This is a genomic window from Bradyrhizobium sp. ISRA464 (assembly GCF_029910095.1).
GTDB lineage: Bacteria > Pseudomonadota > Alphaproteobacteria > Rhizobiales > Xanthobacteraceae > Bradyrhizobium.
Genome location: NZ_CP094526.1, coordinates 1,999,471 through 2,025,351 on the forward strand (window position 1 = coordinate 1,999,471; position 25,881 = coordinate 2,025,351).

Genomic DNA, 25,881 nt, shown 5'->3' on the forward strand with positions numbered 1-25,881 from the left:
TGATGCGCGGCGATGGTGCCGCGCGGAACTGCGCGGGCTCGCTGCCTTAGTCGCGGCGACAAGAAGGCACGTTCAACGGCGCCTGGACCTATTTGTTCATGCAGTCTGGGAGGTGTGCATCTTGACGCCACGGCTGGACAGTCACACCTTTTCAAGGAGGCAACGTTCATCGACAGGCAGGGAAGTTTGCCCTGCTCGGATGTCCGCCTTTGGAGGCCGGGCCCGTTAAACCACGGATGTTGCGAGAGTGCGACAACGGCCAGAAACAGGGGGATCTTGATGAACTATTAAGCTTCCTGCCTGTTGATAAGGCAGAGGCTGCACGCGCCGTGCATTGCCGAACCGAGTCGGTCGAGTGTCCAATGGACCCAGCGTGCCGACGCTGATTCGATCCTTGGATGCTCTGGTTACGACTCGTGTCAGTCGTGCGGCGATACATATCGTGGAGAGAGGGATCATGTACAACGATTCTTTGTTCAACGCCTTTGCCAGGTCGTTTGAAGCACGAAGCCAGACCGACATGTCGATGGCCGAGTATTTGGAGTCGTGTCGAAGCGATCCGATGCGATATGCAAATGCGGCCGAGCGGTTATTGGCGGCGATCGGTGAGCCCCAGATGATCGACACGGCCAAGGACCCACGCCTTGGCCGTATCTTTTTGAACCGTACGATACGTTCCTATCCCGCCTTCGCCGGCTTCTACGGCATGGAAGACACGATCGAGCGCCTCGTCGGTTTCTTTCGCCATGCGGCACAGGGCCTCGAAGAGCGCAAGCAGATCCTTTACCTGCTCGGGCCGGTCGGCGGCGGCAAGTCGTCGCTCGCCGAGCGCATCAAGTCGTTGATGGAGGTTCACCCCATCTACGTCCTGAAGGCCGGTGACGAGCTCTCGCCCGTGTTCGAGAGCCCGCTCGGCCTGTTCGATCCGGAACAGCTTGGGCCGATGATCGAGGAGAAGTACGGCATCCCGCGACGCCGGCTGAGCGGACCGATGTCGCCATGGGCCTACAAGCGGCTCGAAGCCTTCGGCGGCGATATCTCGCAGTTCCGCGTCGCGCGCATCCAGCCCTCTCGGTTGCGCCAGATCGCGGTTGCGAAGACCGAGCCCGGTGACGAGAACAACCAGGACATCTCCTCGCTGGTCGGCAAGGTCGACATCCGCAAGCTTGAGACCTACGCGCAGAACGATCCGGACGCCTACAGCTATTCCGGCGGCCTCAATCGCGCCAACCAGGGCGTGCTCGAGTTCGTCGAAATGTTCAAGGCGCCGATCAAGATGCTGCATCCGCTGCTGACGGCGACGCAGGAAGGCAACTACATCGGCACCGAGAATATCGGCGCGATCCCCTTCACTGGCATCATCCTCGCGCACTCCAACGAAGCAGAGTGGCAGAGCTTCAAGACCAACAAGAACAACGAGGCCTTTATCGACCGCGTCTGTGTCATCAAGGTCCCGTATGTCCTGCGAGTGACCGAGGAGCAGAAGATCTACGAGAAGCTGATCCAGAGCTCCGAGCTCGCCGCCGCGCCCTGTGCACCGGCGACACTCGAAACGATGGCTCGCTTCTGCGTCATGTCGCGCCTGCGCAAGCACGAGAACTCGACGCTGTTTGGCAAGATGCGGGTCTATGACGGCGAGAGCCTGAAGGAGTCCGACCCGAAGGCGCGCAGCGTGCAGGAGTACCGGGACGCCGCCGGCGTCGACGAAGGCATGGACGGCGTCTCGACCCGCTTTGCCTTCAAGGTGCTGGCCTCGACCTTCAACCATGACACCACCGAGGTCGGCGCCGATGCGGTGCACCTGATGTATGTGCTGGAACAGGCGATCCGGCGCGAGCAGCTGCCCGACGAGGTCGAGAAGCGCTATCTCGAATTCATCAAGGCCGATCTCGCGCCACGCTATGCCGAGTTCATCGGCAACGAGATCCAGAAGGCCTATCTGGAATCCTACGCCGACTACGGGCAGAATCTGTTCGACCGCTATGTCGATTATGCCGACGCCTGGATCGAAGATCAGGACTTCAAGGATCCCGACACCGGTCAGCTGATGAACCGCGAGCTGTTGAACCAGGAGCTGACCAAGATCGAGAAGCCCGCCGGCATTGCCAACCCGAAGGATTTCCGCAACGAGGTCGTCAAGTTCTCGCTGCGGTCGCGGGCGCACAATGGCGGCAAGAATCCGAGCTGGACCTCCTATGAAAAGGTTCGTGACGTGATCGAGAAGCGGATCTTTTCGCAGGTCGAGGATCTGCTTCCGGTCATCTCGTTCGGTTCCAAGAAGGACGGCGAGACCGAGAAGAAGCACGGCGAGTTCGTCGCGCGGATGGTGGAGCGCGGTTATACCGAGCGCCAGGTCCGCCGCCTCGTCGAGTGGTACATGAGGGTGAAGCAGGCCGGTTAGGCATGATCCGAACAGTGCACATCGGTTTTCCTTGCTCAATCAGATGAGATTGTGATGTGATCTTTCCTGATCGCGTCATGATCCGAGGGAAGATGCAACGTGGTCATGCATATCGTCGATCGGCGGCTCAATCCGGGTAGCAAGAGCCTGGAGAACCGCCAGCGCTTCCTGCGGCGCGCCAAGGCGCTGGTTCAGGGAGCCGTAAAGAAGTCGTCGCAGAACCGGGACATCAAGGATGTCCTGGAAGGCGGCGAAGTGACGATCCCGCTGGACGGCATGGACGAGCCGCGGTTCCGACGCGAGGGCGGCACGCGTGACATGGTGCTGCCCGGCAACAAGAAATTCGTCGAAGGCGACTGGTTGCCGCGTCCGAACCAGAGCGGAGCCAAGGGCTCGGGAGCCGGCGAGGGCGACAGCGAGGACGCGTTCCGTTTCGTGCTCAGCCGCGACGAGTTCGTCGACCTGTTCCTCGATGACTTGGAATTGCCGGACCTTGCCAAGCGCAAGCTTGCGGAGACCGAGAGCGAGGGCATCCAGCGCGCCGGCTACGCCACGTCGGGCTCGCCGGCGAACATCTCGATCAGCCGCACCGTGAGCCGGGCGCTGGCGCGCCGCGTGGCGCTGCGCCGACCGCGCAAGGAGGACATCGAGGCCCTCGAGGCCGAACTTGCGGAATGTGAAGATGCGGCGCGCCGGCGCGAACTGCTGGCGCTGCTCGAGGCGCTGAAGGCGAAGGCCAAGCGGATCCCGTTCATCGATCCGATCGACATCCGCTACCGCCGTTTCGAGGCGGTGCCGAAACCGGTGGCGCAAGCTGTGATGTTCTGCCTGATGGACGTCTCGGGGTCGATGTCCGAGCACATGAAGGATCTGGCAAAGCGGTTCTACATGCTGCTCTACGTCTTCCTGAAGCGGCGTTATCGTCATGTCGAGATCGTGTTCATCCGTCATACCGACCGCGCCGAGGAGGTCGACGAGGAGACCTTTTTCCACGGGCCGGCCTCCGGCGGCACGTTGGTGTCGAGCGCGCTGGTCGCGATGGACGAGATCGTTCGTACGCGCTTCCGCCCGGCGGACTGGAACATCTACGCCGCCCAGGCCTCCGACGGCGACAACATGACGTCCGACAGCGCGCTGACGGGCCAGCTTCTGACCGATAGGATCCTGCCGGTGAGCCAGTTCTTCGCCTATCTCGAGGTCGGCGAGGCCGCCAACTACACCTTCGACATGCCAGATTCCTCGCTCTGGACGCTCTACGAGCGCCTGCGCAACGATGGCGCGCCGCTGTCGATGCGCAAGGTGAGCGAGCGCGGTGAAATCTTCCCGGTGTTCCAGGACCTGTTCAAGCGCCGCGGCAAGCAGGAAAGGGTTGCGTGATGGCATCTTCCGGCGAGTTGCTGTTCGAGGGCGCCGACTGGGACTTCCGTACCTTGCAGCGGGTTCACGACGCCTGCGAGGAGATCGCGCGCACCGAACTCGGCCTGGATATCTATCCGAACCAGATCGAGGTCATCACTGCCGAGCAGATGCTCGACGCCTATTCGTCAGTCGGCATGCCGCTGTTCTACAAGCACTGGTCGTTCGGCAAGCAGTTCGCCTTCCAGGAGGCGTCCTATCGCAAGGGCCTGATGGGCCTCGCCTATGAGATCGTGATCAACTCGTCGCCGTGCATCTCCTATTTGATGGAGGAGAACACCGCGACAATGCAGACGCTGGTGATTGCGCACGCGGCCTTCGGGCACAATCATTTCTTCAAGAACAACTACCTGTTCAAGCAGTGGACCGACGCCGACGGCATCCTCGACTATCTCGAGTTCGCCAAGGCCTACATCTCGGCTTGCGAGGACCGTCACGGCAGCGAGGCGGTGGAACGGACGCTCGATGCCGCGCATGCGCTGATGTCGCACGGCGTCGACCGCTATCCCGGCAAGAAGGCGCTCGACCTCCGCACTGAGGAAAAGCGCGCCGGAGAGCGCCGGCAGCACGAGGAGAGCATCTTCAACGATTTGTGGCGGACGGTGCCGCACACCAAGACCAAGAGCAAGGCTGCGCTCACGGCCGAGCGCCGCCGTGCGCTGCTCGGGCTGCCGCAGGAGAATATCCTTTATTTCCTGGAGAAGTCCGCGCCCCGGCTGCAGCCCTGGCAGCGCGAGATCATCCGTATCGTTCGCCACATCGCGCAGTACTTCTATCCGCAGAGCCAGACCAAGGTGATGAACGAGGGCACCGCCACCTACGTCCATTATCGCATCATCAATCGCCTGCACCGGCAGGGCCGGATCACCGACGGCAATTTCCTGGAGTTCCTGCAGTCGCACACCAATGTGGTGTTCCAGCCCGAATTCGACGACCGCCGCTACTCGGGCTTCAATCCTTATGCGCTCGGCTTTGCGATGATGCAGGACATCGAGCGGATCGTGACCAATCCGGAGGAGGAAGACCGCGAGTGGTTCCCCGATATCGCGGGCAAGGGCGACGTCGAGGGTGTGCTGCGCGAGATCTGGAGCAATTATCGCGACGAAAGCTTCATCGGCCAGTTCCTCAGCCCGGCGCTGATCCGTCGCTTCCGCATGTTCCACCTGCACGACGATCCCGCCGAGAGCGCAGGGATCAGGGTCGATGCGATCCACGACGAGCGCGGCTATCGCCGGGTTCGTCGCGAGCTGGCGCGGCAATACGACGTCGGCTTCGTCGATGCCAATATCGAGGTGGTCGATGTCGATCTCGCCGGCGATCGCCGGCTGCTGCTGCGCCACACCACGGTGAAGGGCGCGCAACTCAACGAGACCGACACGCGGCGCGTGCTGCAGCACCTCGCCGATCTCTGGAGCTACGACGTTGCGTTGACCGAGGTCGATGGCACCGCCGACAAGGTGCTGAAGGAATACGTCATCAGCCCGCGCGCGGCGGCGATTGCGGCGTAGCGGACGCAAGCGCCGCTGCGTCGACCGTCGTACGGAATGGATTTCTCGCTTGATGAACCTTCGTGACCATCGAAGGTCTGCATCGCGAACATCACAGAAACATTCAGCTCACATGGCGCCGTCGCGCCGAGCGCGCCAAGGTGATTGCCGGCGCGCGGAAATTTCTTGGTGATTGCCTGCGCGGACGCGATTGATAATGTGCGCCGCGTCAAGAAAACCAAGAAGAGGACTTTACTCTTGTCAACTCGCACATGTCTGGCGGGCTCTCTCGCCATTGCCGCGCTAACGGCCTCGCTGATCTCGCCGTCTGTTGCAGCCGAGACTTCGATCAAGATCGGCAACACCGCACCCTATAGCGGCCCGGCATCTGCCTACGGCACGATTGCGCGTGCCGAGGCGGCGTATTTCCAGATGCTCAACGATCAGGGCGGCATCAACGGCCGCAAGATCGACTTCGAAAGTCTCGACGACGCCTATTCGCCGTCGAAGATGGTCGAGCAGACGCGCAAGCTGGTCGAGCAGGATGAGGTGCTCGCGCTCTTCAGCGCGGTCGGCACCGCGCCCAACATCGCTGTCCAGAAGTACCTCAACATCAAGCACGTGCCCCAGCTCTTCGTCTCGTCGGGCGCGACGCGGTGGAACGATCCGAAGCATTCCCCCTGGACGGTCGGCTTCAATCCGACCTACGAGCTCGAAGGCAAGCTTTACGCAAAATACATCCTGAAGACCAAGCCGGATGCGAAGATCGCCGTCATCACGCCGAACGAGGATGCCGGCAAGGACTATCTGAAGGGTTTCAAGGAAGGGCTCGGCGAGCATGTCGGCCAGATCGTCGCGGAGACGACCTATCTGACGACCGACCCGACCATCGATTCACAGATGGTGACGATGCGTGAGTCGGGCGCGGACGTGTTTTTCGCGGAGGCGACGCCGAAATTCGCGGCGCAGGCGCTGCGCAAGGCGGCGGGCATGGGCTGGAAGCCGCTGACCATCCTGCCGTCGGTGTCCAACTCGGTCTCGGCGGTGCTCGAACCGGCCGGGCTTGAAAACGTGGTCGGCGTGGTGACCGGCCTTTATTTGAAGGACCCGACGGATCCCCGCTGGGCCGACGATCCCGGGCAGAAGGAGTTTTCGGCCTGGATGAAGAAGTACCAGCCGAACGCCAGCCCGGGCGATCTCTTCAACGTGCAGGGCTACACCGTCGCGCAGGTCATGACGGCTGTGCTGAAGAACTGCAACGGCGACTACAGCCGCGACAACATCATCAAGCAGGCGACCAACCTGAAGGCGCTGGACATGCCGATGCTGTTGCCGGGCATCAAGATCCAGACCGAGCCTGACAACGTGACGCCGATCCGGCAGATCCAGATGGCGCGGTTCGACGGCAAGTCCTGGGCGCTGTTCGGCGATGTTCTGAGCGACAACTAATCGCCAAAACGCGAACCGGGCCTTCCGGCGAAGTCCGGAAGGCCCGGGTTGAAACCAAGCTGGGACTCAGCGCAGGCTGGCGTTGATCTTGTCCAGCACAGCCGAGCCGGGGCACAGCGCCTTCTCATCGAGCGTGTTGAGCGGCGTCTCGACGGTGTCGAGATGGGTGTGCAGATCCTCGGCGTCCGGATCGACATAGAGCAGTCCGGTGACGATCTGGCCCTTGGCCGCGTGCTTCTGCAGGAAGGTCATCGCACCCAGGCGATCATGCGGATCGTAGTCGGCGTCGAGCTTGCGCAGCGCAAGCCGCGAGCCGTCATGCTGCTCGACCACCTGCACCGTGCCCGGCGCGTAATCGACGCTGATCGGATCGCGGCCGACCAGCACGTCGAGGCGGTTCACCGCGTCGTTGTGTTCGCGGACATAGTCGAAGCTCTTGGTCGATCCGGCGTGGTTGTTGAAGGCGATGCAGGGGCTGATCACGTCGATGAAGGACGCGCCCTTGTGGCGGATCGCGGCCGCGATCAGCGGCACCAATTGGGTCTTGTCGCCGGAGAAGCTGCGCGCCACGAAGGTCGCACCGAGCTGCAGCGCGATCGCGACGAGGTCGATCGCATTGTCGGTGTTGGTGACGCCCTTCTTGGACTTCGAGCCGCGGTCGGCGGTGGCCGAGAACTGGCCCTTGGTCAGGCCATACACGCCGTTGTTCTCGACGATGTAGGTCATGTTGACGCCGCGCCGGATCGAATGCGCGAACTGGCCGAAGCCGATCGAAGCGGAATCGCCGTCGCCGGAGACGCCGAGATAGATCAGATCGCGGTTGGCGAGGTTGGCGCCGGTCAGGACCGACGGCATGCGGCCGTGCACCGAGTTGAAGCCGTGCGAGTTGCCGAGGAAGTAGTCCGGCGTCTTCGATGAGCAGCCGATGCCGGAGATCTTCGCCACCCGATGCGGCTCGATCGAGAGCTCGTAGCAGGCCTCGATGATCGAGGCGGTGATCGAGTCGTGGCCGCAGCCGGCGCACAGCGTCGAGATCTTCCCCTCGTAGTCGCGATGGGTGTAGCCGAGCTCGTTCTTCTTCAGGCCGGGATGATGGAATTTGGGCTTTGCAATGTAGGTCATGACTGCACCTGCGCTGCCCGCCACGTCATGGCCGGGCTTGTCCCGGCCATCCACGTCTTGGCCGGGAAAAAGGAAGTCGTGGATGCCCGGCACGAGGCCGGGCATGACGCCGGAAAGATCGGATGATCGATCATGACACGGCCTTGCGGAGAGGGGTCACCTTGAGATGATCCTGGTGGTCGCCGATCGCGTTGGCGATGAAGCGCGCGGTGATCGGCGTGCCGTCATAGTGCAGGATCGGCACCAGCCGGACCGGGTCGATGCCGTTCTCGTTGACGATGAGTTGGCGGAGCTGGGCGTCGCGGTTCTGCTCGACCACATACACAAAATCATGGTCGGCGATGAAGCTCGCGACGCTGGAGTGGAACGGGAAGGCCCGAATGCGCAGACGGTCGAGCTGATGGCCGCGCGCCTCCAGGATGCCGATCGCCTCGTCCATCGCCGGCGAGGTCGAGCCGAAATAGATCACGCCATACTTGGTCGGCTTCGCCGCATTGGCTTGCAGCGGCCGCGGCACCATGTCCTGGGCGGTCTCGAACTTGCGCACCAGGCGCTGCATGTTGTCGGCGTAGACGGCGCCTTCCTCCGAATAGCGCGCGTAACGGTCACGCGAGGTGCCGCGGGTGAAGTAGGAGCCCTTGGTCGGATGCGTGCCGGGATAGGTGCGATAGGGGATGCCGTCGCCGTCGACGTCGAGGTAGCGGCCGAAGTCGCGGCCTTCCTCCAGCATCTCCGCGGTCATCACCTTGCCGCGGTCGTACTGGCGGGCGTCGTCCCATTTCAGCGGACGGCACAGCCGGTGATTCATGCCGATGTCGAGATCGAGCATCAGGAAGATCGTAGTCTGCAGCCGCTCGGCGAGATCGAAGGCCGCCGCGGCGAACTCGAAAGCCTCTGCCGGATCTTCCGGGAACAGCAGCACGTGCTTGGTATCGCCATGAGAGGCGTAGGCGCAGGCGATGACGTCGCATTGCTGTGTGCGGGTCGGCATGCCGGTCGAGGGGCCGGCGCGCTGGATGTTCATGATCACGGCCGGGATCTCGGCGAAATAGGACAAGCCGATGAACTCGGTCATCAGCGAGATGCCGGGGCCCGAGGTTGCGGTGAAGGCCCGCGCGCCGTTCCAGGAGGCGCCGATCACGATGCCGATCGAGGCGAGTTCGTCCTCGCCCTGCACGATTGCGTATTTCGCCTTTCCGGTCTCGGGATCGTGGCGATACTTCTTGCAATGGCTGGTGAAGGCTTCCGCGACCGAGGATGACGGCGTGATCGGATACCAGGCGCAGACGGTGGCGCCGCCATAGACGGCGCCGAGCGCAGCCGCGCTGTTGCCCTCGAGGAAGATGCGGTCGCCGACCTTGTCGGTCTTCTTCACCCGCAGTCCGATCGGGCACTTCAGGTTCTGCAGTGCCCAGTCGCGGCCGAGATGCAGCGCGTGGACGTTGGAGGACAACAGCTTCTCCTTGCCCTTGTACTGTTCGCCGATCAGCTGCTCGACCAGCTTGGGATCCATGTCGAGCAGCGCACAGAGCGCGCCGAGATAGATGATGTTCTTGAACAGCTGGCGCTGCCGCGGATCGGTGTAGGTCGAGTTGGTGATAGCGGTCAGCGGCACGCCGATGACGGTGATGTCCTCGCGGAACTTGGACGACGGCATCGGCTTGGTCGAGTCGTAGAACAGATAGCCGCCGGGCTCGATCGAGGCGACGTCCTTGTCCCAGGTCTGCGGGTTCATCGCCACCATCATGTCGACGCCACCGCGGGCGCCGAGATGGCCGGCTTCGGTGACCCGCACCTCGTACCAGGTCGGCAGGCCCTGGATGTTGGAGGGGAAGATGTTGCGCGGCGAAACCGGAACGCCGTGGCGCAGGATCGAGCGCGCGAACAGTTCGTTAGCGCTCGCCGAGCCCGAACCGTTGACGTTGGCGAAGCGGACGACGAAGTCGTTTACGCTGCTGATCGGGCTTTGGACTGACATGTGGATCCTGCGTGAACCATATCGATGAGGTACTTCTGCATGTCCCAGGCGCCGGTCGGGCAGCGCTCGGCACACAGCCCGCAATGCAGGCAGACGTCTTCGTCTTTCACCATGACGCGGCCGGTCTTCAGGTCGCCCGAGACATAGAGCTCCTGGTCGTGACGCGGCGAGGGCGCCTTCAGCCGCTGCCGCAGGTCATCCTCTTCACCGTTCTGGGTGAAGGTGATGCAATCCATCGGACAGATGTCGGCGCAGGCGTCGCATTCGATGCAGAGCGGCGCGGAAAACACCGTCTGCACGTCGCAATTGAGGCAGCGCTGCGCCTCGCCGAGCGCGAGCTTGAGGTCGTAGCCGAGCTCGACCTCGGCACGGATGTCCTTCAGCGCGATCACCTTGTCGCGATGCGGCACCTTGAAGCGCTTGTCGGCGGAGATGTCGTTGTCGTAGCTCCACTCGTGGATGCCCATCTTCTGCGAAGAGACCTCCACCTCGGGCAGCGGGCGCTCGTTGATGTCCTCGCCGGACAGCATCCGGTGGATGGAGAGCGCGGCGTCGTGGCCGTGCGCCACCGCCCAGATGATGTTCTTCGGCCCGAACGCCGCGTCGCCGCCGAAGAACACCTTCGGATTGGTCGAGACGAACGTCTTGGGATCGACCTTCGGCATGTGCCACTTGTCGAACTCGATGCCGCAATCCGCTTCGATCCAGGGGAAGGCGTTCTCCTGGCCGACCGCAACGAGCACGTCATCGCAGGGCACGGTCTCGTCCGGCTCGCCGGACGGCACCAGGTTGCGGCGGCCCTTGGCGTCGTATTCCGCCTTCACCTTCTGGAAGGTGACGCCAGTGAGCTTGCCGTTGTCGTGAACGAAGGCGACCGGCACCATGAAGTTGAGGATCGGGATGTCCTCGTGCATGGCGTCTTCCTTCTCCCACGGCGAGGCCTTCATCTCCTCGAAGCCGGAGCGGACGATCACCTTGACGCTCTCGCCGCCGAGGCGGCGCGCAGTGCGGCAGCAGTCCATCGCGGTGTTGCCGCCGCCGAGCACGATGACGCGGCGGCCGATCTTGTCGATATGGCCGAAGGAGACCGAGGCCAGCCATTCGATGCCGATATGGATGTTGGCGGCGGCTTCCTTGCGGCCGGGGATGTCGAGCTCGCGGCCGCGCGGCGCGCCGCTGCCGACGAAGATCGCGTCATAATTCTCGGCCAGCAGCTGCTTCAGGCTGTCGACGCGCTGGCCGCCCTTGAACTCGACGCCGATGTTGAGGATGTAGTCGGTTTCCTCGTCGATCACGCTGTCGGGCAGCCGGAACTTCGGAATCTGGCTGCGCATCATGCCGCCGGCCTTGGGATCGCCGTCGAACACGGTGCAGTGATAGCCGAGCGGCGCAAGGTCGCGCGCCACCGTAAGCGACGCAGGGCCACCGCCGACCAGCGCGATGCGGCGGCCGTTCTTCGGACCCGGCTTCGGCAGGCGGTGCTTGATGTCGTCCTTGAAGTCGGCGGCGACGCGCTTCAGGCGGCAGATCGCGACCGGATTTTCCTCGACGCGCCCGCGGCGGCATGCCGGCTCGCATGGACGGTCGCAGGTGCGTCCCAAGATCCCGGGAAACACGTTCGACTTCCAATTAATCATGTAGGCGTCGCTGTAACGCCCCTCAGCAATCAACCGGATGTACTCAGGAACGGGGGTGTGTGCGGGGCAGGCCCATTGGCAATCGACTACTTTGTGGAAGTAATCCGGCGCCGAGATATCAGTCGGTTTCATTCCTACCTTTGACCCGCGCGAAAAATGCCAGAGCTTGCGCGGCCTTATTGTTGACGACGAACGCTCACGCGACGTTGTTCTGGTTTTTGAATTGGATCATAGGCTTATCTTATTAGAGCCGTTCCAGAGAAGGCAAAGCCAAATTTGCGCGATCATCAGCTTTCGCGCGGCTGATGTGCGCCCAGCGTTAATCTCAATGTCGTTATGTGGCGGTGCAGCATGGAACGCCGCCGCTGCATAACGCGCTTAACCGCGCGGAAGATCGCTCTTGGCGAGATCCCACAGCAGCCGATAGACGCCGTTCGTGACGACCAGCGGCTTCAGCGCGGCGTTATCGATGATGCGCGCCGCGGCGGCCGGCACCGCATCCACATCGGTCGCATCGATCAGCACGAACCAGTCACCGGCGCCGGGGTCGGCCTTCGCATCCGGCGTCAGCGGCCTCGACAACGCCGGATCGTTCTCCAGCAGGTGCATCGAGATGATCCCGTCCAGCGCGTATGGATCAATCTGCTCCTCTAGCGCCGCGCGAAGCTTGTCCGCGCCGTCGGCGGGCGGGCGCAGGCGGATGATGCCGAGCGCTGCGCCACGGCCGGTGCCGCGGCTGATCGTGATGCGCGCGACCCCGCGGATCATGTTCTTGAAGCGCGCAATGTTGGCCTTCGACCATTCGGTTTGGTTGGCGAGGGCGGCGCGATAGGTCGGGCTATCGAGCACGTCGAAGGTCGCAGTCGAGTAGAGGCTCAGATATTTCGGCCTGCCGTCATGGGCGACGTAGCGGCGGGCTTCGACAAAACCGTCGATCGCGACTCGCTCCTCGATGTGCTCGCGGTCGTACCAGCGGTTGAATTCAGCTTCATGTAAGCTGTCGACATCCATCGATGTCAGCAGCATGCCCTGTCCGGCGATCGGCATCTTTTTGCTCCTGTGTGCCTGTTTTGATTGCCGAATATCGCCGAACCGCCGATGCAACGGAAGCGGGTTCCTGCGGCGAAAATCGATCCAGACCAAGGATTGCCACAATTGCTGCAATCCTGTTCAGCGCGGGTTCACGGAGATTGCATTTCCATTTGGACCGCCAATTTCTTTAAAGAAGAAAAGGACGACCGCTATGGCGCGAATTCTGTGGGCATTGATCGTCGGTCTGGTGTCGCTGGCGTCGCTGCCCGCGCTGGCGCAGGACCAGGAGAAGCGGCTCGCGCTCGTCATTGGAAATGGCTCGTACGAGGCGGCTCCGCTGCAGACCGCCGCCAATGACGCCGGGCTGATCGCGCAGACCCTGCAGGCGGCCGGCTTCGATGTGATCGGTGCGCGCGACCTCGACGGCGAGACGCTGCGCAAGTCGTTCCGCGATTTCATCCAGAAGGTCCAGGAGGCCGGACCGAACGCCGTCGCCTTCGTCTATCTCGCCGGCTATGGCTTGCAGCTGACCGGCGAGAACTACTTCGTGCCCGTCGATGCCAAGATCGCCCGCGACACCGACGTGCCGGTCGAGGCGATCCGCCTGTCCGACTACACCCATCAGCTCTCGGCGCTGCAGATCAAGGCGAGCGTGATCGTGCTCGATGCGGCGCGCAGCAATCCGTTTGCCAAGGGAGGCCAGCCGCTGGCCGGCGGCCTTGCGCTGGTCGATCCGGATCCGAAGATGCTGATCGCCTTCAACTCGGCGCCCGGCACCGTCGCGCCCGACGGCGCACCGCCCTACGGGCCCTACGCCCAGGCGCTTGCCGAGATGATCCGCACCGGCGGCCTCAGCCTGCCCGACGTGTTCGACCGCGTCCGCCTCCGCGTGAACGAGATGACCAAGGGCGCGCAGATCCCGTGGGACGCCCAGAAGATCGACGCCTCTTTCGTGTTCTTCGATCGCAAGCCGGACGCGCCGCCCGCCGAGGCCGATGCCGCAATGCGCACCAAGCCGATCCGCGACTACTCGGCGCAGGATGCCTATGCAGCGGCGCTGGAGCGCGACACGATGCAGGGCTACGAGGATTATCTGCAGGCCTATCCGAACGATCCGCTCGCCAAGCGCGTGCGCGCAATCGTGGCGGCGCGGCGCGAGGCGATCACCTGGCGGCGCACCTACAGCGCCGATACGCCGGATGCCTACTGGTCCTATCTCAATCGCTATCCGCGCGGGCCGCATGCGGCCGACGCACGGCGGCGCCTTGCCTATCTCTCGGCTGCGCTCGAGCCGCCGCCGCAGTTCACCGCGATCGACTACGACGTGCCGCCGCCGCCGCCGGATGAGGTGGTCTATGTCGACCGTCCGGTGCTCTACTACGGCGATCCGGTGTTTGACTTCGAACCGCCACCGCCGCCGCCGGTGTTCTTCCTGCCGCCGCCGCCGCCGGACTTCGTGGTGCTGCCGCCGCCCCCGCCACCGATCGGCCTGTTCGTGCTGCCGACGCCGTTCTTCGTGGCGATGCCGGCCTATGTGGCACCGCCGCCCTATGTCGTGCCGCCGCCGAACAACATCGTGTTCAACAACATCCACAACACGACGATCATCAACACAGTCATCAACAATCCCAATCCCACGCCCGCGCAACTCGCTGCGGCCGGGGTGAGGCCGATCTCGCGAGCACCGTCGCTGCCGCCAGCGGCCCTGCAGCGCGCCAATCTGGTGCAGCCGGGCGGACCGCAAGGCGGCCAGCCGGGTCCCGGTGCGCGGCCGGGTATGCTGCCGACCCAGCCGGGCGCAGCGCCGAGCACGAACGCCGCAACCGCGCCCAACAACCCTGCTGCGCCGGGCGCCCACACGCTGCCCGGTGCCAGGAACGGCCCGCCATTGCCACAGACCGCGACCGCACCCGCGAATCCGGCACAACCGGGCGCAAGGCCGAATGCGCTCACTCCGGGCAGGCCCGCGACGGCCCTGGCGCCCGCCAATGCGCCGGCGCAAGGGGTGATCGGACGGCCGACCCCGGGGGCCCGGACGAACGCGCCTGCCGCAGGCAAGCCGCCGACGGCACCACCGCCCTCGCGCGCCGCGACGGCGCCGACCAGCACGTTGAGGCCTTCGGGCGCACCGGTTCAGACGCCGGCGATGCGCGCGGCTCCGGCCCGGCCGGCGCCGGCGATGCGTAGCGCACCGGCGCGTGCCGCCGTGACCCCGCCACCAGCATCGCGGCCGACGCCACCGCCGCGCGTGGTCGCTCCGCCACCGCCGCCTCGACGCACCGCGGCGGTGCCGCCGCCGCAACGCGCGGTCGCTCCGCCCCCGCGCGTTGCTCCTCCTCCGCCGGCGCGCGTCGCGCCTGCGCCGCCTCCACGCATCGCTGCTCCGCCGCCTCCGCGTGTCGCTGCTCCGCCGCCCCCGCGGCCGGCGATGCAGGTGCAGCGCGCCGCCCCGCCGCCGCCACGGATGGCCGCGCCGCCGCCACCACGGATGGCGCCGCCGGCACCTCCGAGGCCCGCGGCTGCCGCGCGGCCCGCGCCGGCGCGGTGTCCGCCCGGACAGTGCCCACACTGATCTTGTAAGAGGGAGGGCGGGCAGGTCAGGATCCATGAGCAGATCGGATCTCTCGGATTCCGGTCGGCTTTGAAGTTCCTATTTGGTGCGATTGCGGCGCTGGTGGCTTGCCACCAGGTGGCGGCTGGGAGGTCGGATCGCATCGCGAGATGCGATCCGGGTGAGGGGGAGTCTCCACGCGCACCTCTCGCCGTTTGTGTGGAGACGGCCCCTCACCCCAACCCTCTGAGAGCGAGCTCCGCTCGTCTCGACCCCCTTAAGAACGGGGAGAGGGAGCGCAGTTCCATCGCGACCGCTATCCGACTAAATCTCAAACTGCCTTCGACGCCAGATCCGCGATCGCCTTCATCACGGCATTGCGGATGCCGGGGTCGTAGAGGATGTGGCCGGCGCCGTCGATGATGCGGACCTCGCTGCCGGGCCAGCGCGCGGCGAGCGCGTGCGACGTCGCGGGCGGGCACAGCAGGTCGTAGCGGCCCTGCACCATGATGCCGGGAATGCCGGCGAGCTTGCCGGCCTCGTCCATGAGCTGGTTCGGCCGCATGAAGCAGGCATTGGCGAAATAATGCGCCTCCATGAACGGCGTCGAGGGCAGGGCGCCTGATCCATTCAGGGACGCGAGATCGAGCCGCGTCTGCTTCGGCGTGTGCTCCGAGAGCGCGCGCTCGGTGTCGTGCCAGGCGCGCACGGCCGGGGCATGCACGGCGGCGTCCAGATCGAGGATGCGGCGATAATAGGCGGCGAGCGGTGAGCCGCGTTCGTGCTCCGGCAGCAGCGCGACGAAATCCTCATGGAGCGCGGGATAGACGCGCGGCAAGGTGTGCAGGAAGGCGCCGACTAATTCCTCGCTCGTGCCGAGAAAGGTTGCTCGCAGCATGAGACCGCTGACGCGGTCGGGATGGGCTTGCGCATAGGCCAGCGCCAGCGTCGCGCCCCAGGAGCCGCCGACCACCATCCAGCGTTTGAAGCCGAACCGCTCGCGGACCCTTTCCATGTCCGCAATCAGATGCGGCGTCGTGTTGTGCTCGCGGCTGCCCTTCGGCCGGCTGCGGCCGCAGCCGCGCTGGTCGAACAGCACGGCGTGGAAGCGCTCGGGATCGAACAGGCGGCGATGGTCCGGCTGGCAACCGCTGCCGGGTCCGCCATGCAGATAGACGGCGGGAACGCCGCCCTCGCGGCCGACGCTCTCGACATGGATCGCGTGGCCGTCGCCGACATCCAGCAATTCCGACGTCAGGGGTGCAAAGGGGTCGGAACGCCTGACGGCTTTGCCGGCTTCGGCGTCAGGCGCCATGGGGGTCGTCCGTCTCCAGCGTGCCGCCGGCGAAGTTGCGGTAGAGGAAGCGATTCTGCGCGGCTTCGGATTCGCGCTCGGCCTGCTTGAAGATCTCCTCATGCCGCGGCGACAGCGCGCAGGCCGGGTCGGTGTTGCCGGCATCGCCCGTCAGCGCGAAAGCCTGGCAGCGGCAGCCGCCGAAATCGACCTCGCGGAATTCGCAAGATTTGCATGGCTCGGGCATCCACCCGGTCCCGCGATAGCGGTTGAAGGCCTCCGAATTCTGCCAGATCCAGGCGATCGAATGGTTCGAGCGTACGGATTCAAATTGCAGCCCGGTGATGCTTTCGGCAGCGTGGCACGGCAACACCTTGCCGGCCGGCGAGATGTTGAAGAACTGGCGGCCCCAGCCGCCCATGCACTTCTTCGGCCGCAGCGCGTAATAGTCCGGCACAACGTAGTCGATCGCGAGCGTGCCCTTCAGCCGCGCCTGCGCCTCCTCGACGATGCGGCTGGTCTCCTCGATCTGCGCAATCGTCGGCATCAGCGCGGCGCGGTTCTTCAGCGCCCAGCCGTAGTACTGCACATTGGCGACCTCGAGCCGGTCGGCGTCGAGATCGACCGCCATCTGGATGATGTCGCGGAGCTGATGCAGGTTCTGCCGGTGCATCACCGCATTCACGGTCAGCGGCAATTCGACCTCGCGCGTCCATTTCGCCACTTCGAGCTTCTTCTTGTGCGCGTCCTTCAGCCCGGCGACGCGGTCGGCGACAACAGGCTCGTTGCCCTGGAAGCTGATCTGCACATGGCACAGGCCGGCATTGGCCAGCGCCGCGAGCTTGTCTTTCGTCAGCAGCACGGCCGAGGTGATCAGGTTGGAATAGAGCCCGACATCGGTCGCGTGCTGCACCAGCTCGACAATGTCCTTGCGCGCGGTCGGCTCGCCGCCGGAGAAATGGATCTGCAGCACGCCCAGCTCGGCAAGCTCGTACAGCACCTTCTTCCACTCGTCCGTGGTGAGCTCGGTGCTGCCGCGGTCGAGCTCGACCGGGTTCGAGCAGTACGGGCATTGCAGCGGGCAGCGGTGCGTGACCTCGGCCAGCACGGCGAGCGGGATGCCGTAGGTCTCGGCCGCCGAGCGGCGGCTTTCCAGCACCGCCAGCCCGTCGCTCGGGCCCGTGGGCGTCATCTTGTTGTCGGCGAGCGTGTCACTCATGGCGTCTTCTCGCGCGCTTCGGTGAGGAAGCCCTTGTCGGCCAGATCCTGCAACATCGCGACCACGTCGCCCGAGATCGCCTCGCGCGGGGCGGCATATTTCACCGCGAGTTGGTCGACCATCTCGGAGACGCTGCGCACGCCGTCGCAGAGCTGCAGCACCTCGACCGCGATTTCGTCCGGCGCCAGCACGCGCTCCGGCGCCAGGATCACCCAGACCTGCCGCGTCTCATCGAATTTCAGCCTGGCATGGCGCGGCAGCTTCGGCCGGCTGGTCTCGCTGACGCTGATGTTGCGGCTGGCCATGGCTTGTCCCTAGCTCGCCTTCGGCACGAAGGCACCCGGCGGAATGTGGCCGTCGACATAGGCGTGATAGAGCGCGTCGAGCTGCACCCACAGCACGTTGGTCTTGAAGATCAGCGCGTTGCAGACCGCCTCGCGCTCGGCCGGTGTCCTGGCGTGCTGCTTAACATAGTCCAGCGCGAAGTTCGCGTCGCGCGGCGCCTGCCTCAGGCGGCGGCTGAAATAGCTCATGATGTCGGGGTTGACGAAGTCGTAGTGCTTCAGCATTCCCGCGATGCGCTCCTCATGCAGGTTCGGCGCGAACAATTCGGTCAGCGAGGAGGCGATCGCCTCCAGCGGAGTGCGGTCGCGGCAGAAATGCACATAGGCCTCCACCGCGAAGCGTGTCGCCGGCAAGATCCCTTCGGTCGATTCCACGTAAGCGGTGTCGAGGCCGAGCCCGTCGGTCAGCTTGAGCCAGCGCTCGATGCCGCCCTCATTGCCGATGTCGCCGTCATGATCCTCGATGCGGTGGCGCCACTCGATCCGTGTCGCACGGTCGCGGAAGCGCGAGATCACCATCGCGTCCTTCAGCGGGATCGTGCTCTGGTAATAGTAGCGGTTCAGCGCCCAGGCCTGCACCTGGCCCTTGTTGAGCTTGCCGCCGTGCAGCAACCGGTGGAAGGGATGCAGGCTGTGGTAACGCGTCGCGCCGATCTGGCGTAGCGTCGCCTCCATCGCCTCGGCGCTGTCGAGCATGATGCCCTTGCCGATCGAAAGCGCGGTCATTCCACTGGTAGGCACCACATTCACAGCACGATCTCCGTTCCGTCGGAGGGGATCTGCCAGCCCGCCTGTTCGGCCGTCTCGCGCTCGGCCGAGGTCCCAAGCAGTGCCGGGTTGGAGTTATTGATATGCAAAAACACTTTTCGTCCGATGTCGAGACCGTCGAGGCTCCTGATCGCGCCGTGCTCGCCCGACATCGCGATATGTCCCATGCTTTGGCCGGTCTTGTTGCCGAGCCCCGCCGCGATCAGCTCGTCGTCGCGCCATACCGTGCCGTCGAAGAACACCAGCGGCGCGCCCTTGAGCCGTTCCTTGAGGTTGTCGGTCACCCGCGCGCAGGCTGCAACAAAATAGAAATATTTGCCGCTCCGCTTGTCCGCAATACGCAGGCCCAGCGTATCGCCCGCGCCCTCGCGGCCGGCCGGATGCACCTTGCCTTCGAGATACCAGGCGCCCTTGCCGGGAACTTCGAACGGCAGCACCTCGATGCCGGAGGGCGCCCCATCGGGCAGGGCGGGCTCGAAGGCGGCGTCGACCGCAATGCCGTGGCGCCCGACGTTCTTCTCGCTCAACACGTTGAAGACGCTGTTGGAGCGCAGGATCGCCAGCACGCGCTCGTGTGCGTAGATCGTAAAGGGTGATCCCTCGCGCATCGACAGCAGTCCCGCGACGGCATCGATCTCGCCATTGGTGAGGATCACACCCGCGATCGGACTATGGCGCAGCGCGCCTGGCTTCGGATGCAACTGCGGCGTCGCGATCAGTTGCTGACGGAGGTCGGGAGAGGCGTTGACCAGGAACCAGTGCGCGCCGTCGCTGCTGAATGCGATCGAGGCCTGCGTGCTCTGCAATTCCGGATGATCGCTCCGCGCCGCCCTACACACCGGACATCCGCAGTTCCATTGCGGAATGCCGCCACCCGCCGCGGCACCCAGGACGACGACGCGAAGCATGATCCGTCTCCTGGAGGAATTTGACTCGAAATCAAAAACATTACGAGGTGGAGCCCGGATTTCGAACACACCCCCTCGCTCGGGAGCATGCTACGCCCGGACGTCCACCTGCGTTAATTGCCAAACGTATATGGGGGCGCTGCCGCTTACTTGCGGGTCGCGCACATATACATGTTGATTTCCATGCCGACCGACACTTCGACGATCTTCGGCGCTTTCCAGGCCATTTGGCTCTCCTTATTGCGACCGGACGAACTTCCGCCCTGAGATTAAGGTACTGCGGCAGAAAAAGTTCGCCAGTTAAATTTTTCGCAAGGTTGCCTTGTGCGGGTTTTGCTGCATCGCGGCAACCATCCGTCCCCGCTCACGGAGTTTTGCGCATCTTCCCGTCAAAAGCCCGTGGCATCAGACCTTTTTCCTGTTGTTCGCGGTCGGGCGAATAGTGATGTTGGGGCGGAGTGGGTCCGTAAGCCTCCTCCCAAGGTCCTGGTGACGATTCTTGCGCCCGCGCCGACGAGGGGCGCCCAACCGAGCCGAGTTCAGCCGATGCCACGCTATTTCTTCAACACCCGTATCGGCGACGAGCTGATTTCCGATCCCGACGGCGAGATCCTGCGGGATCCCGATCGCGCCTGGGAAATGGCGCGGGCGATGATTCGCGAATTGCTCAAGACGGAGGGCGCCGACGGTGCGTTGCTGAGCGCGGTGATCGAGGTGACCGACGACGAGGGCGAGATCGTGCTGGAATTCCCGTTCACGGAGGCGATCCTCGATCGCCCGGACCGCTCGATCACCCGACATTGACGCGTCGAAAGGCCGCGTGGCGCGACACCTCCCGGTCGCGTCTGCTTCCGGCATGTTTCCGATTGCATTTGTTTTCTGTTTTCCGATTGCATTTGTCCGGACAATTGGGAGCTCAAGGTTCCGGCCGGCTTCAATGTCGAGGTCTATGCCGCCGGCATGGCCAATGCGCGCTCGCTGGCGCTCGGCGACAAGGGCACCGTGTTCGTGGGCAGCCGCCTCGTCGACAAGATCTATGCGATCATCAACAAGGACGGCAAACGCTCGGTCAAGGTGCTCGCCTCCGGCCTCTATCGCCCGAACGGCGTCGCCTTCAAGAACGGCACGCTCTACATCGCCGAGCTCTCGCAGGTCTCCAAGATCGACAAGATCGAGGACGTCCTCGACAACCCGCCGAAGCCCACCGTAATCTACGACAAGCTGCCGAAGGACGAGGCGCATGGCTGGAAGTTCATCGCCATCGGTCCTGACAACAAGCTCTACGTCCCGGTCGGCCAACCCGGCAACAACGTGCTGCACGACGCCGATCACGGCCAGATCCGCCGCATCAATCTCGACGGCACCGGCGCCGAGGTCTACGCGCTCGGTGTGCGCAACTCGGTCGGCTTCGACTGGAATCCCGAGACCAAGCAAATGTACTTCACCGACAACGGGCGCGACTGGTTGTCGGAGACCGTGCCGGAAGACGAGCTCAACCGCGTCACCAGGGCCGGCGAGGATTTCGGCGCGCCGTACTGCTACCAGGGCAACATCATCGACCAGGAGCTCGGCTGGGGTAAGTCCTGCAAGGACTACACGCCGCCGGTCGGCCTGATGGGCCCGCATACCGCCTCGCTCGGCATGCGCTTCTACACCGGCAGCATGTTCCCGAAGTCCTACAAGAACGCGATCTTCGTCGCGCGCCACGGCTCCTGGAACAAGACGCAGAAGCAGGGCGGTGACGTCGTCGTCGTCAAGTTGAACAAGGACGGCACCGTAAAGTCGGTCGAGCCGTTCCTGACCGGCTTTCTCCAGGACAACAAGTATGTCGGCCGCCCCGTCGACGTGATGCTGTTGAAGGACGGCTCGCTGCTCGTTTCCGACGACTGGAACGGCGCGGTCTACCGCGTCACCTACGGTAAGCCGAAAGTCGCCGACCGGTAAGTCGAATTAGCGCAGTCACCGTCGTTGCGAGCCACCCGGTCGGCGCGAAGCGCCGCCGGATGTCAAGCTCCGCGAAGCAATCCATTTCGCCACTTGCCGAGAGATGGATTGCTTCGTCGCTTCGCTCCTCGCAATGACGGCACATGCCGGAAGCGACCCATGCACAAAACCATCACCGCAGTCCTAGCATTCACCTTCATCTCCTCCGCAACCGCCGAAACCATCCAAGAGCGCGCCGCGCCGTGCTTTGCCTGCCACGGCGATCACGGCATATCGGAAACCGAGAACACGCCCTCGCTCGGCGGCCAGCAGGCGCCGTATGCGCTAATCCAGCTCTTCATGTTTCGCGGGAAGCTGCGCGTGTTCGAGCCGATGAACGAGATGGCGAAGCCGCTGACCGACGACGATCTCAGGGCCTTCTCCGATTTCATCGCGACCCTGCCGAAGCCCGCGCCGCCCGCGGATACCGGCGATCCGGCGCGGATCGCGCGCGGCCAGGCGCTCGCGCAGCGGATCCATTGCAACACCTGCCACAACACGGATTATTCGGGGAAGGAGAACGTCCCGCGCATCGCCAACCAGCGCGAGGATTATCTCGCCAAGACGCTCGCCGAATACAAGGACAACAGCCGACACGGCTACGACGCCACCATGGCCGACGTGATGCAGACGGGGTGACCAAGGACCAGATCGCCGATCTTGCCTATTACATCGCCCGCGTTCGCTGACATCCTGGGCAGCGGAGCGCTGGCCTTGTCCCTCGTGCGGCGCTAAAACGCCTCCCGTCACACGGAGTTGCACATGCAGGATCTTTGGCGTCTGTCGGCCACTGAGCTGGCCAGCCTCATCAAATCCAGGAAAGTTTCGGCGAAGGAGGCGGCGCAGGCGGGGCTTGCCCGGCTCGATGCGGTCAACCCGAAGATCAACGCGGTGGTCGATCACCGGCCGGACGACGTGCTGGCGCAGGCCGCTTCGATCGATGCGGCGATCGCGCGCGGCGAGGAGGCAGGGCCGCTTGCCGGCGTGCCCGTCACGATCAAGGTCAATGTCGACCAGGAAGGCTATGCCACCACCAACGGCTTGAAGCTGCAGCGCGACACCATCGCCAAGGTCGACAATCCCGTGGTCGCCAATCTGCGCAAGTCCGGCGCGGTGCTGCTCGGCCGCACCAACTGCCCGGCCTTCTCCTATCGCTGGTTTACCACCAACCTCATTCACGGCGACACCAAGAATCCGCGCGATCCCGGCATCACGCCGGGCGGTTCCTCGGGCGGCGCGGGTGCGGCGGTCGCGGCCGGCATCGGCCACATCGCCCACGGCACCGACATCGCCGGCTCGATCCGTTATCCCGCCTATGCCTGCGGCGTGCACGGCCTGCGGCCGAGCATGGGCCGCATCCCGGCCTTCAACCCGGCGCTGCCGGAACGTCCGATCGGCCCGCAGATCAGCGCGGTGTCCGGCCCGCTGGCGCGCACCGTCAACGACCTGCGCATCGCGCTGGCGGCGATGTCGGCGCCGGACTATCGCGATCCCTGGTATGCGCCGGTGCCGCTCGAGGGATCGCCGCGGGAGACGCGCGTCGCGATGTGCCTCAACCCCGATGGCCTCAACCCGGTGCCCGAGGTGGTCGCCGCGGTGGCCGATGCCGGCAAGCGGCTGCAGCGGGCGGGCTGGATCGTCGAGGAGATCGCCAACACGGCGCCCCTGCGCGAGGCCGCCGAGATCCAGACCAAGCTCTGGCTCGGCGACGGCTACGAAGCACAGCTCGCGACCGCCGAGCGCGAGGGCGATCCCGGCGCGCTCGCCTGCCTGCGCGGCAACCGCGCCAAGGTACATCCGTTCGACCTGTCGCAGGCGCTCACCCGCCGCGCCACGCTGACCCGCGAGTGGTTTGCGTTCTTCGAGCAATATCCGGTGCTGCTGCTGCCGGTGTCGGGCGAGTTGCCGTTCCCCGATCAGCTCGACTGCAAGGATGAGGCGTCGTTTGCGCGGGTATGGCACGCACAGCTGCCGCAGATTGCCATTCCCTTCATGGGGCTTCCCGGGCTAACGGTCTCCACCGGCTTGGTCGGGCGGATTCCGGTCGGCGTGCAGCTGGTCGCCGGCCGCTATCGCGAAGATCTCTGCCTTGCCGCAGGCGAGGCGATCGAGGCCGGCGGCACGCCGTCGGCGGCGATCGATCCGGCGACATAGGTCACGACGAGAGACAAGATGCCGAGCGTCTATGATTTCACCGCCAGGTCGCTGGCCGGCGAGGACGTGCCGTTGCAGCGGTTCGAGGGGCAGGTGCTGCTGATCGTCAACACCGCGAGCGCCTGCGGCTTCACGCCGCAATGCAAGGGCCTGCAGGAGCTGCACGCCGACCTGTCGCCGCGCGGTTTCGCGGTGCTCGGCTTTCCCTGCAACCAGTTCGGCGCACAGGAGCCGGGGACGGCGGCGCAGATTGCGGAGTTCTGCAAGACCAATTACGCCGTGACGTTCCCGATGTTCGCCAAGATCGACGTCAACGGAACCAATGCGCACCCGCTGTATGACTACCTGAAGCGTGAGAAGTCGGGCCTGCTCGGCGCATCGATCAAATGGAATTTCACCAAATTCCTGGTCGATCGCGCCGGCAAGGTGGTGGCGCGGCATGCGCCGACCGCTCGGCCCGAAGGATTGAGGAAGGATATCGAGGCGCTGCTATGAGCGAGAACAACGACACCACCAACGACCAATTGCCGGACCGCCTCTCGGTCGATCCGAACAGCCCGTATTACAACGCGGAGATTCTGGCGCGCGACGTCGGCATCCGCTTCAAGGGCGTCGAGAAGACCAATGTCGAGGAATACTGCGTCAGCGAGGGCTGGGTGCGCGTCACCGCCGGCAATGCCAAGGACCGCTACGGCAATCCGCTGACCATCAAGGTGCACGGTCCGGTCGAACCGTATTTCCGGGATAAGAAGTCCTGAGGCGCTCCCTGCGCCGTCATTGCGAGCGAAGCGAAGCAATCCATCCCTCCGCTTGTCGAGAAATGGATTGCTTCGTCGCTTCGCTCCTCGCAATGACGGTGACAAGAGAAGCGGGGATCCAACTTAGAGAGCGACAACACCATGTCCGTCCGTATCGTCGATGTCCGCGAGGTCACCAAGCCGATCTCCTCGCCGATCCGCAACGCCTATATCGACTTCACCAAGATGACCTCGAGCCTGGTCGCCGTCGTCACTGACGTGGTGCGCGGCGGCAGGCGGGTGATCGGTTACGGCTTCAATTCCAACGGCCGCTACGGACAGGGCGGCCTGATCCGCGAGCGCTTCGCGCCGCGGCTCAGGGAAGCCGATCCCAAGTCGCTGCTTGACGCCAGCGGCGACAATCTCGATCCGGACAAGGTCTGGTCGACCTTGATGTCGAACGAGAAGCCGGGCGGTCACGGCGAGCGCTCGGTCGCGGTCGGCACCATCGACATGGCGGTGTGGGATGCGGTGGCGAAGATCGCCGGCAAGCCGCTGTTCCGCCTGCTCGCCGAACGCCACGGCCTGACCGCCAATCCGCGCGTCTTCGTCTACGCCGCCGGCGGCTATTACTATCCGGGTAAGGATCTCGGCGGCCTGCGCAAGGAAATGCGCGGCTATCTCGACCGCGGCTACAACGTCGTGAAGATGAAGATCGGCGGCGCATCGCTGGCCGAGGACCGCGAACGCATCGAGGCGGTGCTGAAGGAGATCGGCAAGGACGCGCAGCTCGCGGTCGATGCCAACGGCCGCTTCGATCTGGAGACCGCGATCGCCTACGCCAAGATGCTGCGGGACTATCCGCTGTTCTGGTACGAGGAGGCCGGCGATCCGCTTGATTATGCGCTGCAGGCGGCGCTCGCCGAGTTCTATCCGGGCGCGATGGCAACCGGCGAGAACCTGTTCAGCCACCAGGATGCGAGGAACCTGATCCGCTACGGCGGCATGCGGCCGGATCGCGACTGGCTGCAATTCGACTGCGCACTGTCCTACGGGCTCTGCGAATATCAGCGCACGCTCGCCGTGCTGAAGACCCATGGCTGGTCGCCGAGCCGTTGCATCCCGCATGGTGGCCACCAGATGTCGCTCAACATCGCGGCCGGCCTCGGGCTCGGCGGCAATGAGAGCTATCCCGACCTGTTCCAGCCGTATGGCGGCTTCCCGGATGGGGTGCGCGTCGAGAACGGCCACATCGTCATGCCCGACCTTCCCGGCATCGGCTTCGAGGGCAAGTCGGATCTCTACAAGGAAATGAAGGCGCTGGCGGAGTAGCAAAGCGCGCGCCGATCGTCATTGCGCGCGAAGCGACTTGTCCGCCTTCGCCAAGGCTTCGGCGGACAA

Annotated in this window: 23 protein-coding genes; 13 read left to right on the top strand and 10 right to left on the bottom strand. The window is 64.5% G+C overall.

The features are described 5' to 3' along the window. Positions 1-457 precede the first annotated feature (457 nt). The 5 genes from MTX19_RS09375 to MTX19_RS09395 all read left to right on the top strand — a co-directional run bounded on the left by MTX19_RS09375 (position 458) and on the right by MTX19_RS09395 (position 6,753). Positions 458-2,401, top strand: a complete 1,944-nt coding sequence (locus tag MTX19_RS09375; protein ID WP_280976188.1) for a PrkA family serine protein kinase — start codon at positions 458-460, stop codon at positions 2,399-2,401. 105 nt (positions 2,402-2,506) lie between these two features. Continuing rightward, the gene (locus tag MTX19_RS09380) at positions 2,507-3,778 is read left to right on the top strand and encodes a YeaH/YhbH family protein (RefSeq protein ID WP_280984742.1); all 1,272 of its coding nucleotides are present in this window, start codon (positions 2,507-2,509) and stop codon (positions 3,776-3,778) included. Continuing rightward, positions 3,778-5,325, top strand: coding sequence for a SpoVR family protein (locus MTX19_RS09385; RefSeq protein ID WP_280984743.1), 1,548 nt, complete (start codon positions 3,778-3,780; stop codon positions 5,323-5,325). Before MTX19_RS09380 ends, MTX19_RS09385 begins: the two co-directional genes overlap by 1 nt. A gap of 62 nt (positions 5,326-5,387) precedes the next feature. After that, positions 5,388-5,519, top strand: a complete 132-nt coding sequence (locus MTX19_RS09390) for a hypothetical protein (RefSeq protein ID WP_280983364.1) — start codon at positions 5,388-5,390, stop codon at positions 5,517-5,519. Between the two features lie 43 nt (positions 5,520-5,562). Further along, entirely contained in the window at positions 5,563-6,753 is a 1,191-nt protein-coding gene (locus tag MTX19_RS09395; protein WP_280983365.1) for an ABC transporter substrate-binding protein, read from the top strand. A gap of 66 nt (positions 6,754-6,819) precedes the next feature. Here the strand turns inward: MTX19_RS09395 and MTX19_RS09400 are convergent, their stop codons facing one another. The 4 genes from MTX19_RS09400 to MTX19_RS09415 form a co-directional block, all read right to left on the bottom strand. Further along, positions 6,820-7,875 (bottom strand): 2-oxoacid:ferredoxin oxidoreductase subunit beta, encoded by a 1,056-nt coding sequence (locus tag MTX19_RS09400; protein WP_280983366.1) that lies wholly within the window; start codon positions 7,873-7,875, stop codon positions 6,820-6,822. A gap of 130 nt (positions 7,876-8,005) precedes the next feature. Beyond that, positions 8,006-9,853 carry a 2-oxoacid:acceptor oxidoreductase subunit alpha gene (locus MTX19_RS09405; protein ID WP_280983367.1) on the bottom strand — a complete coding sequence of 616 codons (1,848 nt, stop codon included), beginning with the start codon at positions 9,851-9,853 and terminating at the stop codon, positions 8,006-8,008. Further along, positions 9,823-11,622: an FAD-dependent oxidoreductase gene (locus MTX19_RS09410; protein WP_280983368.1), complete on the bottom strand. Its 1,800-nt coding sequence runs from the start codon at positions 11,620-11,622 to the stop codon at positions 9,823-9,825. Before MTX19_RS09410 ends, MTX19_RS09405 begins: the two co-directional genes overlap by 31 nt. A 246-nt stretch (positions 11,623-11,868) precedes the next feature. Further along, positions 11,869-12,537, bottom strand: coding sequence for a DUF4286 family protein (locus MTX19_RS09415; protein ID WP_280983369.1), 669 nt, complete (start codon positions 12,535-12,537; stop codon positions 11,869-11,871). Positions 12,538-12,733: 196 nt separating this feature from the next. Between MTX19_RS09415 and MTX19_RS09420 the strand changes: the two genes are divergently transcribed. Further along, a complete protein-coding gene (locus MTX19_RS09420; protein WP_280983370.1) occupies positions 12,734-15,094 on the top strand; it encodes a caspase family protein in 2,361 nt (786 codons plus the stop codon). 310 nt (positions 15,095-15,404) lie between these two features. On the opposite strand, the gene pip is transcribed toward MTX19_RS09420, so the two are convergent. The 6 genes from pip to pqqA form a co-directional block, all read right to left on the bottom strand. Further along, positions 15,405-16,388, bottom strand: coding sequence for a prolyl aminopeptidase (gene pip / locus MTX19_RS09425; RefSeq protein ID WP_280983371.1), 984 nt, complete (start codon positions 16,386-16,388; stop codon positions 15,405-15,407). Next, a complete protein-coding gene (gene pqqE, locus MTX19_RS09430; protein WP_280983372.1) occupies positions 16,378-17,586 on the bottom strand; it encodes a pyrroloquinoline quinone biosynthesis protein PqqE in 1,209 nt (402 codons plus the stop codon). Before pqqE ends, pip begins: the two co-directional genes overlap by 11 nt. Beyond that, positions 17,583-17,891, bottom strand: coding sequence for a pyrroloquinoline quinone biosynthesis peptide chaperone PqqD (gene pqqD, locus MTX19_RS09435; protein WP_280983373.1), 309 nt, complete (start codon positions 17,889-17,891; stop codon positions 17,583-17,585). The genes pqqE and pqqD overlap by 4 nt, the downstream gene beginning before the upstream one ends. Positions 17,892-17,900: 9 nt before the next feature. After that, entirely contained in the window at positions 17,901-18,656 is a 756-nt protein-coding gene (gene pqqC, locus MTX19_RS09440; protein WP_280984744.1) for a pyrroloquinoline-quinone synthase PqqC, read from the bottom strand. A 20-nt stretch (positions 18,657-18,676) separates the two neighbouring features. Next, positions 18,677-19,606: a pyrroloquinoline quinone biosynthesis protein PqqB gene (gene pqqB, locus MTX19_RS09445; protein WP_280983374.1), complete on the bottom strand. Its 930-nt coding sequence runs from the start codon at positions 19,604-19,606 to the stop codon at positions 18,677-18,679. 146 nt (positions 19,607-19,752) lie between these two features. Further along, positions 19,753-19,833: a pyrroloquinoline quinone precursor peptide PqqA gene (pqqA, locus tag MTX19_RS09450; RefSeq protein WP_035635412.1), complete on the bottom strand. Its 81-nt coding sequence runs from the start codon at positions 19,831-19,833 to the stop codon at positions 19,753-19,755. Between the two features lie 319 nt (positions 19,834-20,152). Here pqqA and MTX19_RS09455 point away from each other — a divergent pair, with 319 nt between their 5' ends. The 7 genes from MTX19_RS09455 to MTX19_RS09485 all read left to right on the top strand — a co-directional run bounded on the left by MTX19_RS09455 (position 20,153) and on the right by MTX19_RS09485 (position 25,812). After that, a complete protein-coding gene (locus MTX19_RS09455; protein WP_195785297.1) occupies positions 20,153-20,410 on the top strand; it encodes a hypothetical protein in 258 nt (85 codons plus the stop codon). A 75-nt stretch (positions 20,411-20,485) separates the two neighbouring features. Further along, positions 20,486-21,550, top strand: a complete 1,065-nt coding sequence (locus MTX19_RS09460) for a PQQ-dependent sugar dehydrogenase (RefSeq protein ID WP_280984745.1) — start codon at positions 20,486-20,488, stop codon at positions 21,548-21,550. Between the two features lie 159 nt (positions 21,551-21,709). Continuing rightward, on the top strand, positions 21,710-22,228 hold the full coding sequence (locus MTX19_RS09465) for a c-type cytochrome (protein WP_280983376.1): 519 nt from the start codon (positions 21,710-21,712) through the stop codon (positions 22,226-22,228). Positions 22,229-22,351: 123 nt separating this feature from the next. Beyond that, a complete protein-coding gene (locus MTX19_RS09470) occupies positions 22,352-23,743 on the top strand; it encodes an amidase family protein (protein WP_280983377.1) in 1,392 nt (463 codons plus the stop codon). Positions 23,744-23,761: 18 nt separating this feature from the next. Then, complete coding sequence (locus tag MTX19_RS09475) at positions 23,762-24,238, top strand: glutathione peroxidase (RefSeq protein WP_280983378.1); 477 nt, start codon at positions 23,762-23,764, stop codon at positions 24,236-24,238. Beyond that, entirely contained in the window at positions 24,235-24,501 is a 267-nt protein-coding gene (locus tag MTX19_RS09480; RefSeq protein WP_280976205.1) for a DUF3297 family protein, read from the top strand. Before MTX19_RS09475 ends, MTX19_RS09480 begins: the two co-directional genes overlap by 4 nt. A gap of 141 nt (positions 24,502-24,642) precedes the next feature. Beyond that, a complete protein-coding gene (locus MTX19_RS09485; protein WP_280983379.1) occupies positions 24,643-25,812 on the top strand; it encodes a mandelate racemase/muconate lactonizing enzyme family protein in 1,170 nt (389 codons plus the stop codon). Positions 25,813-25,881 lie beyond the last annotated feature (69 nt).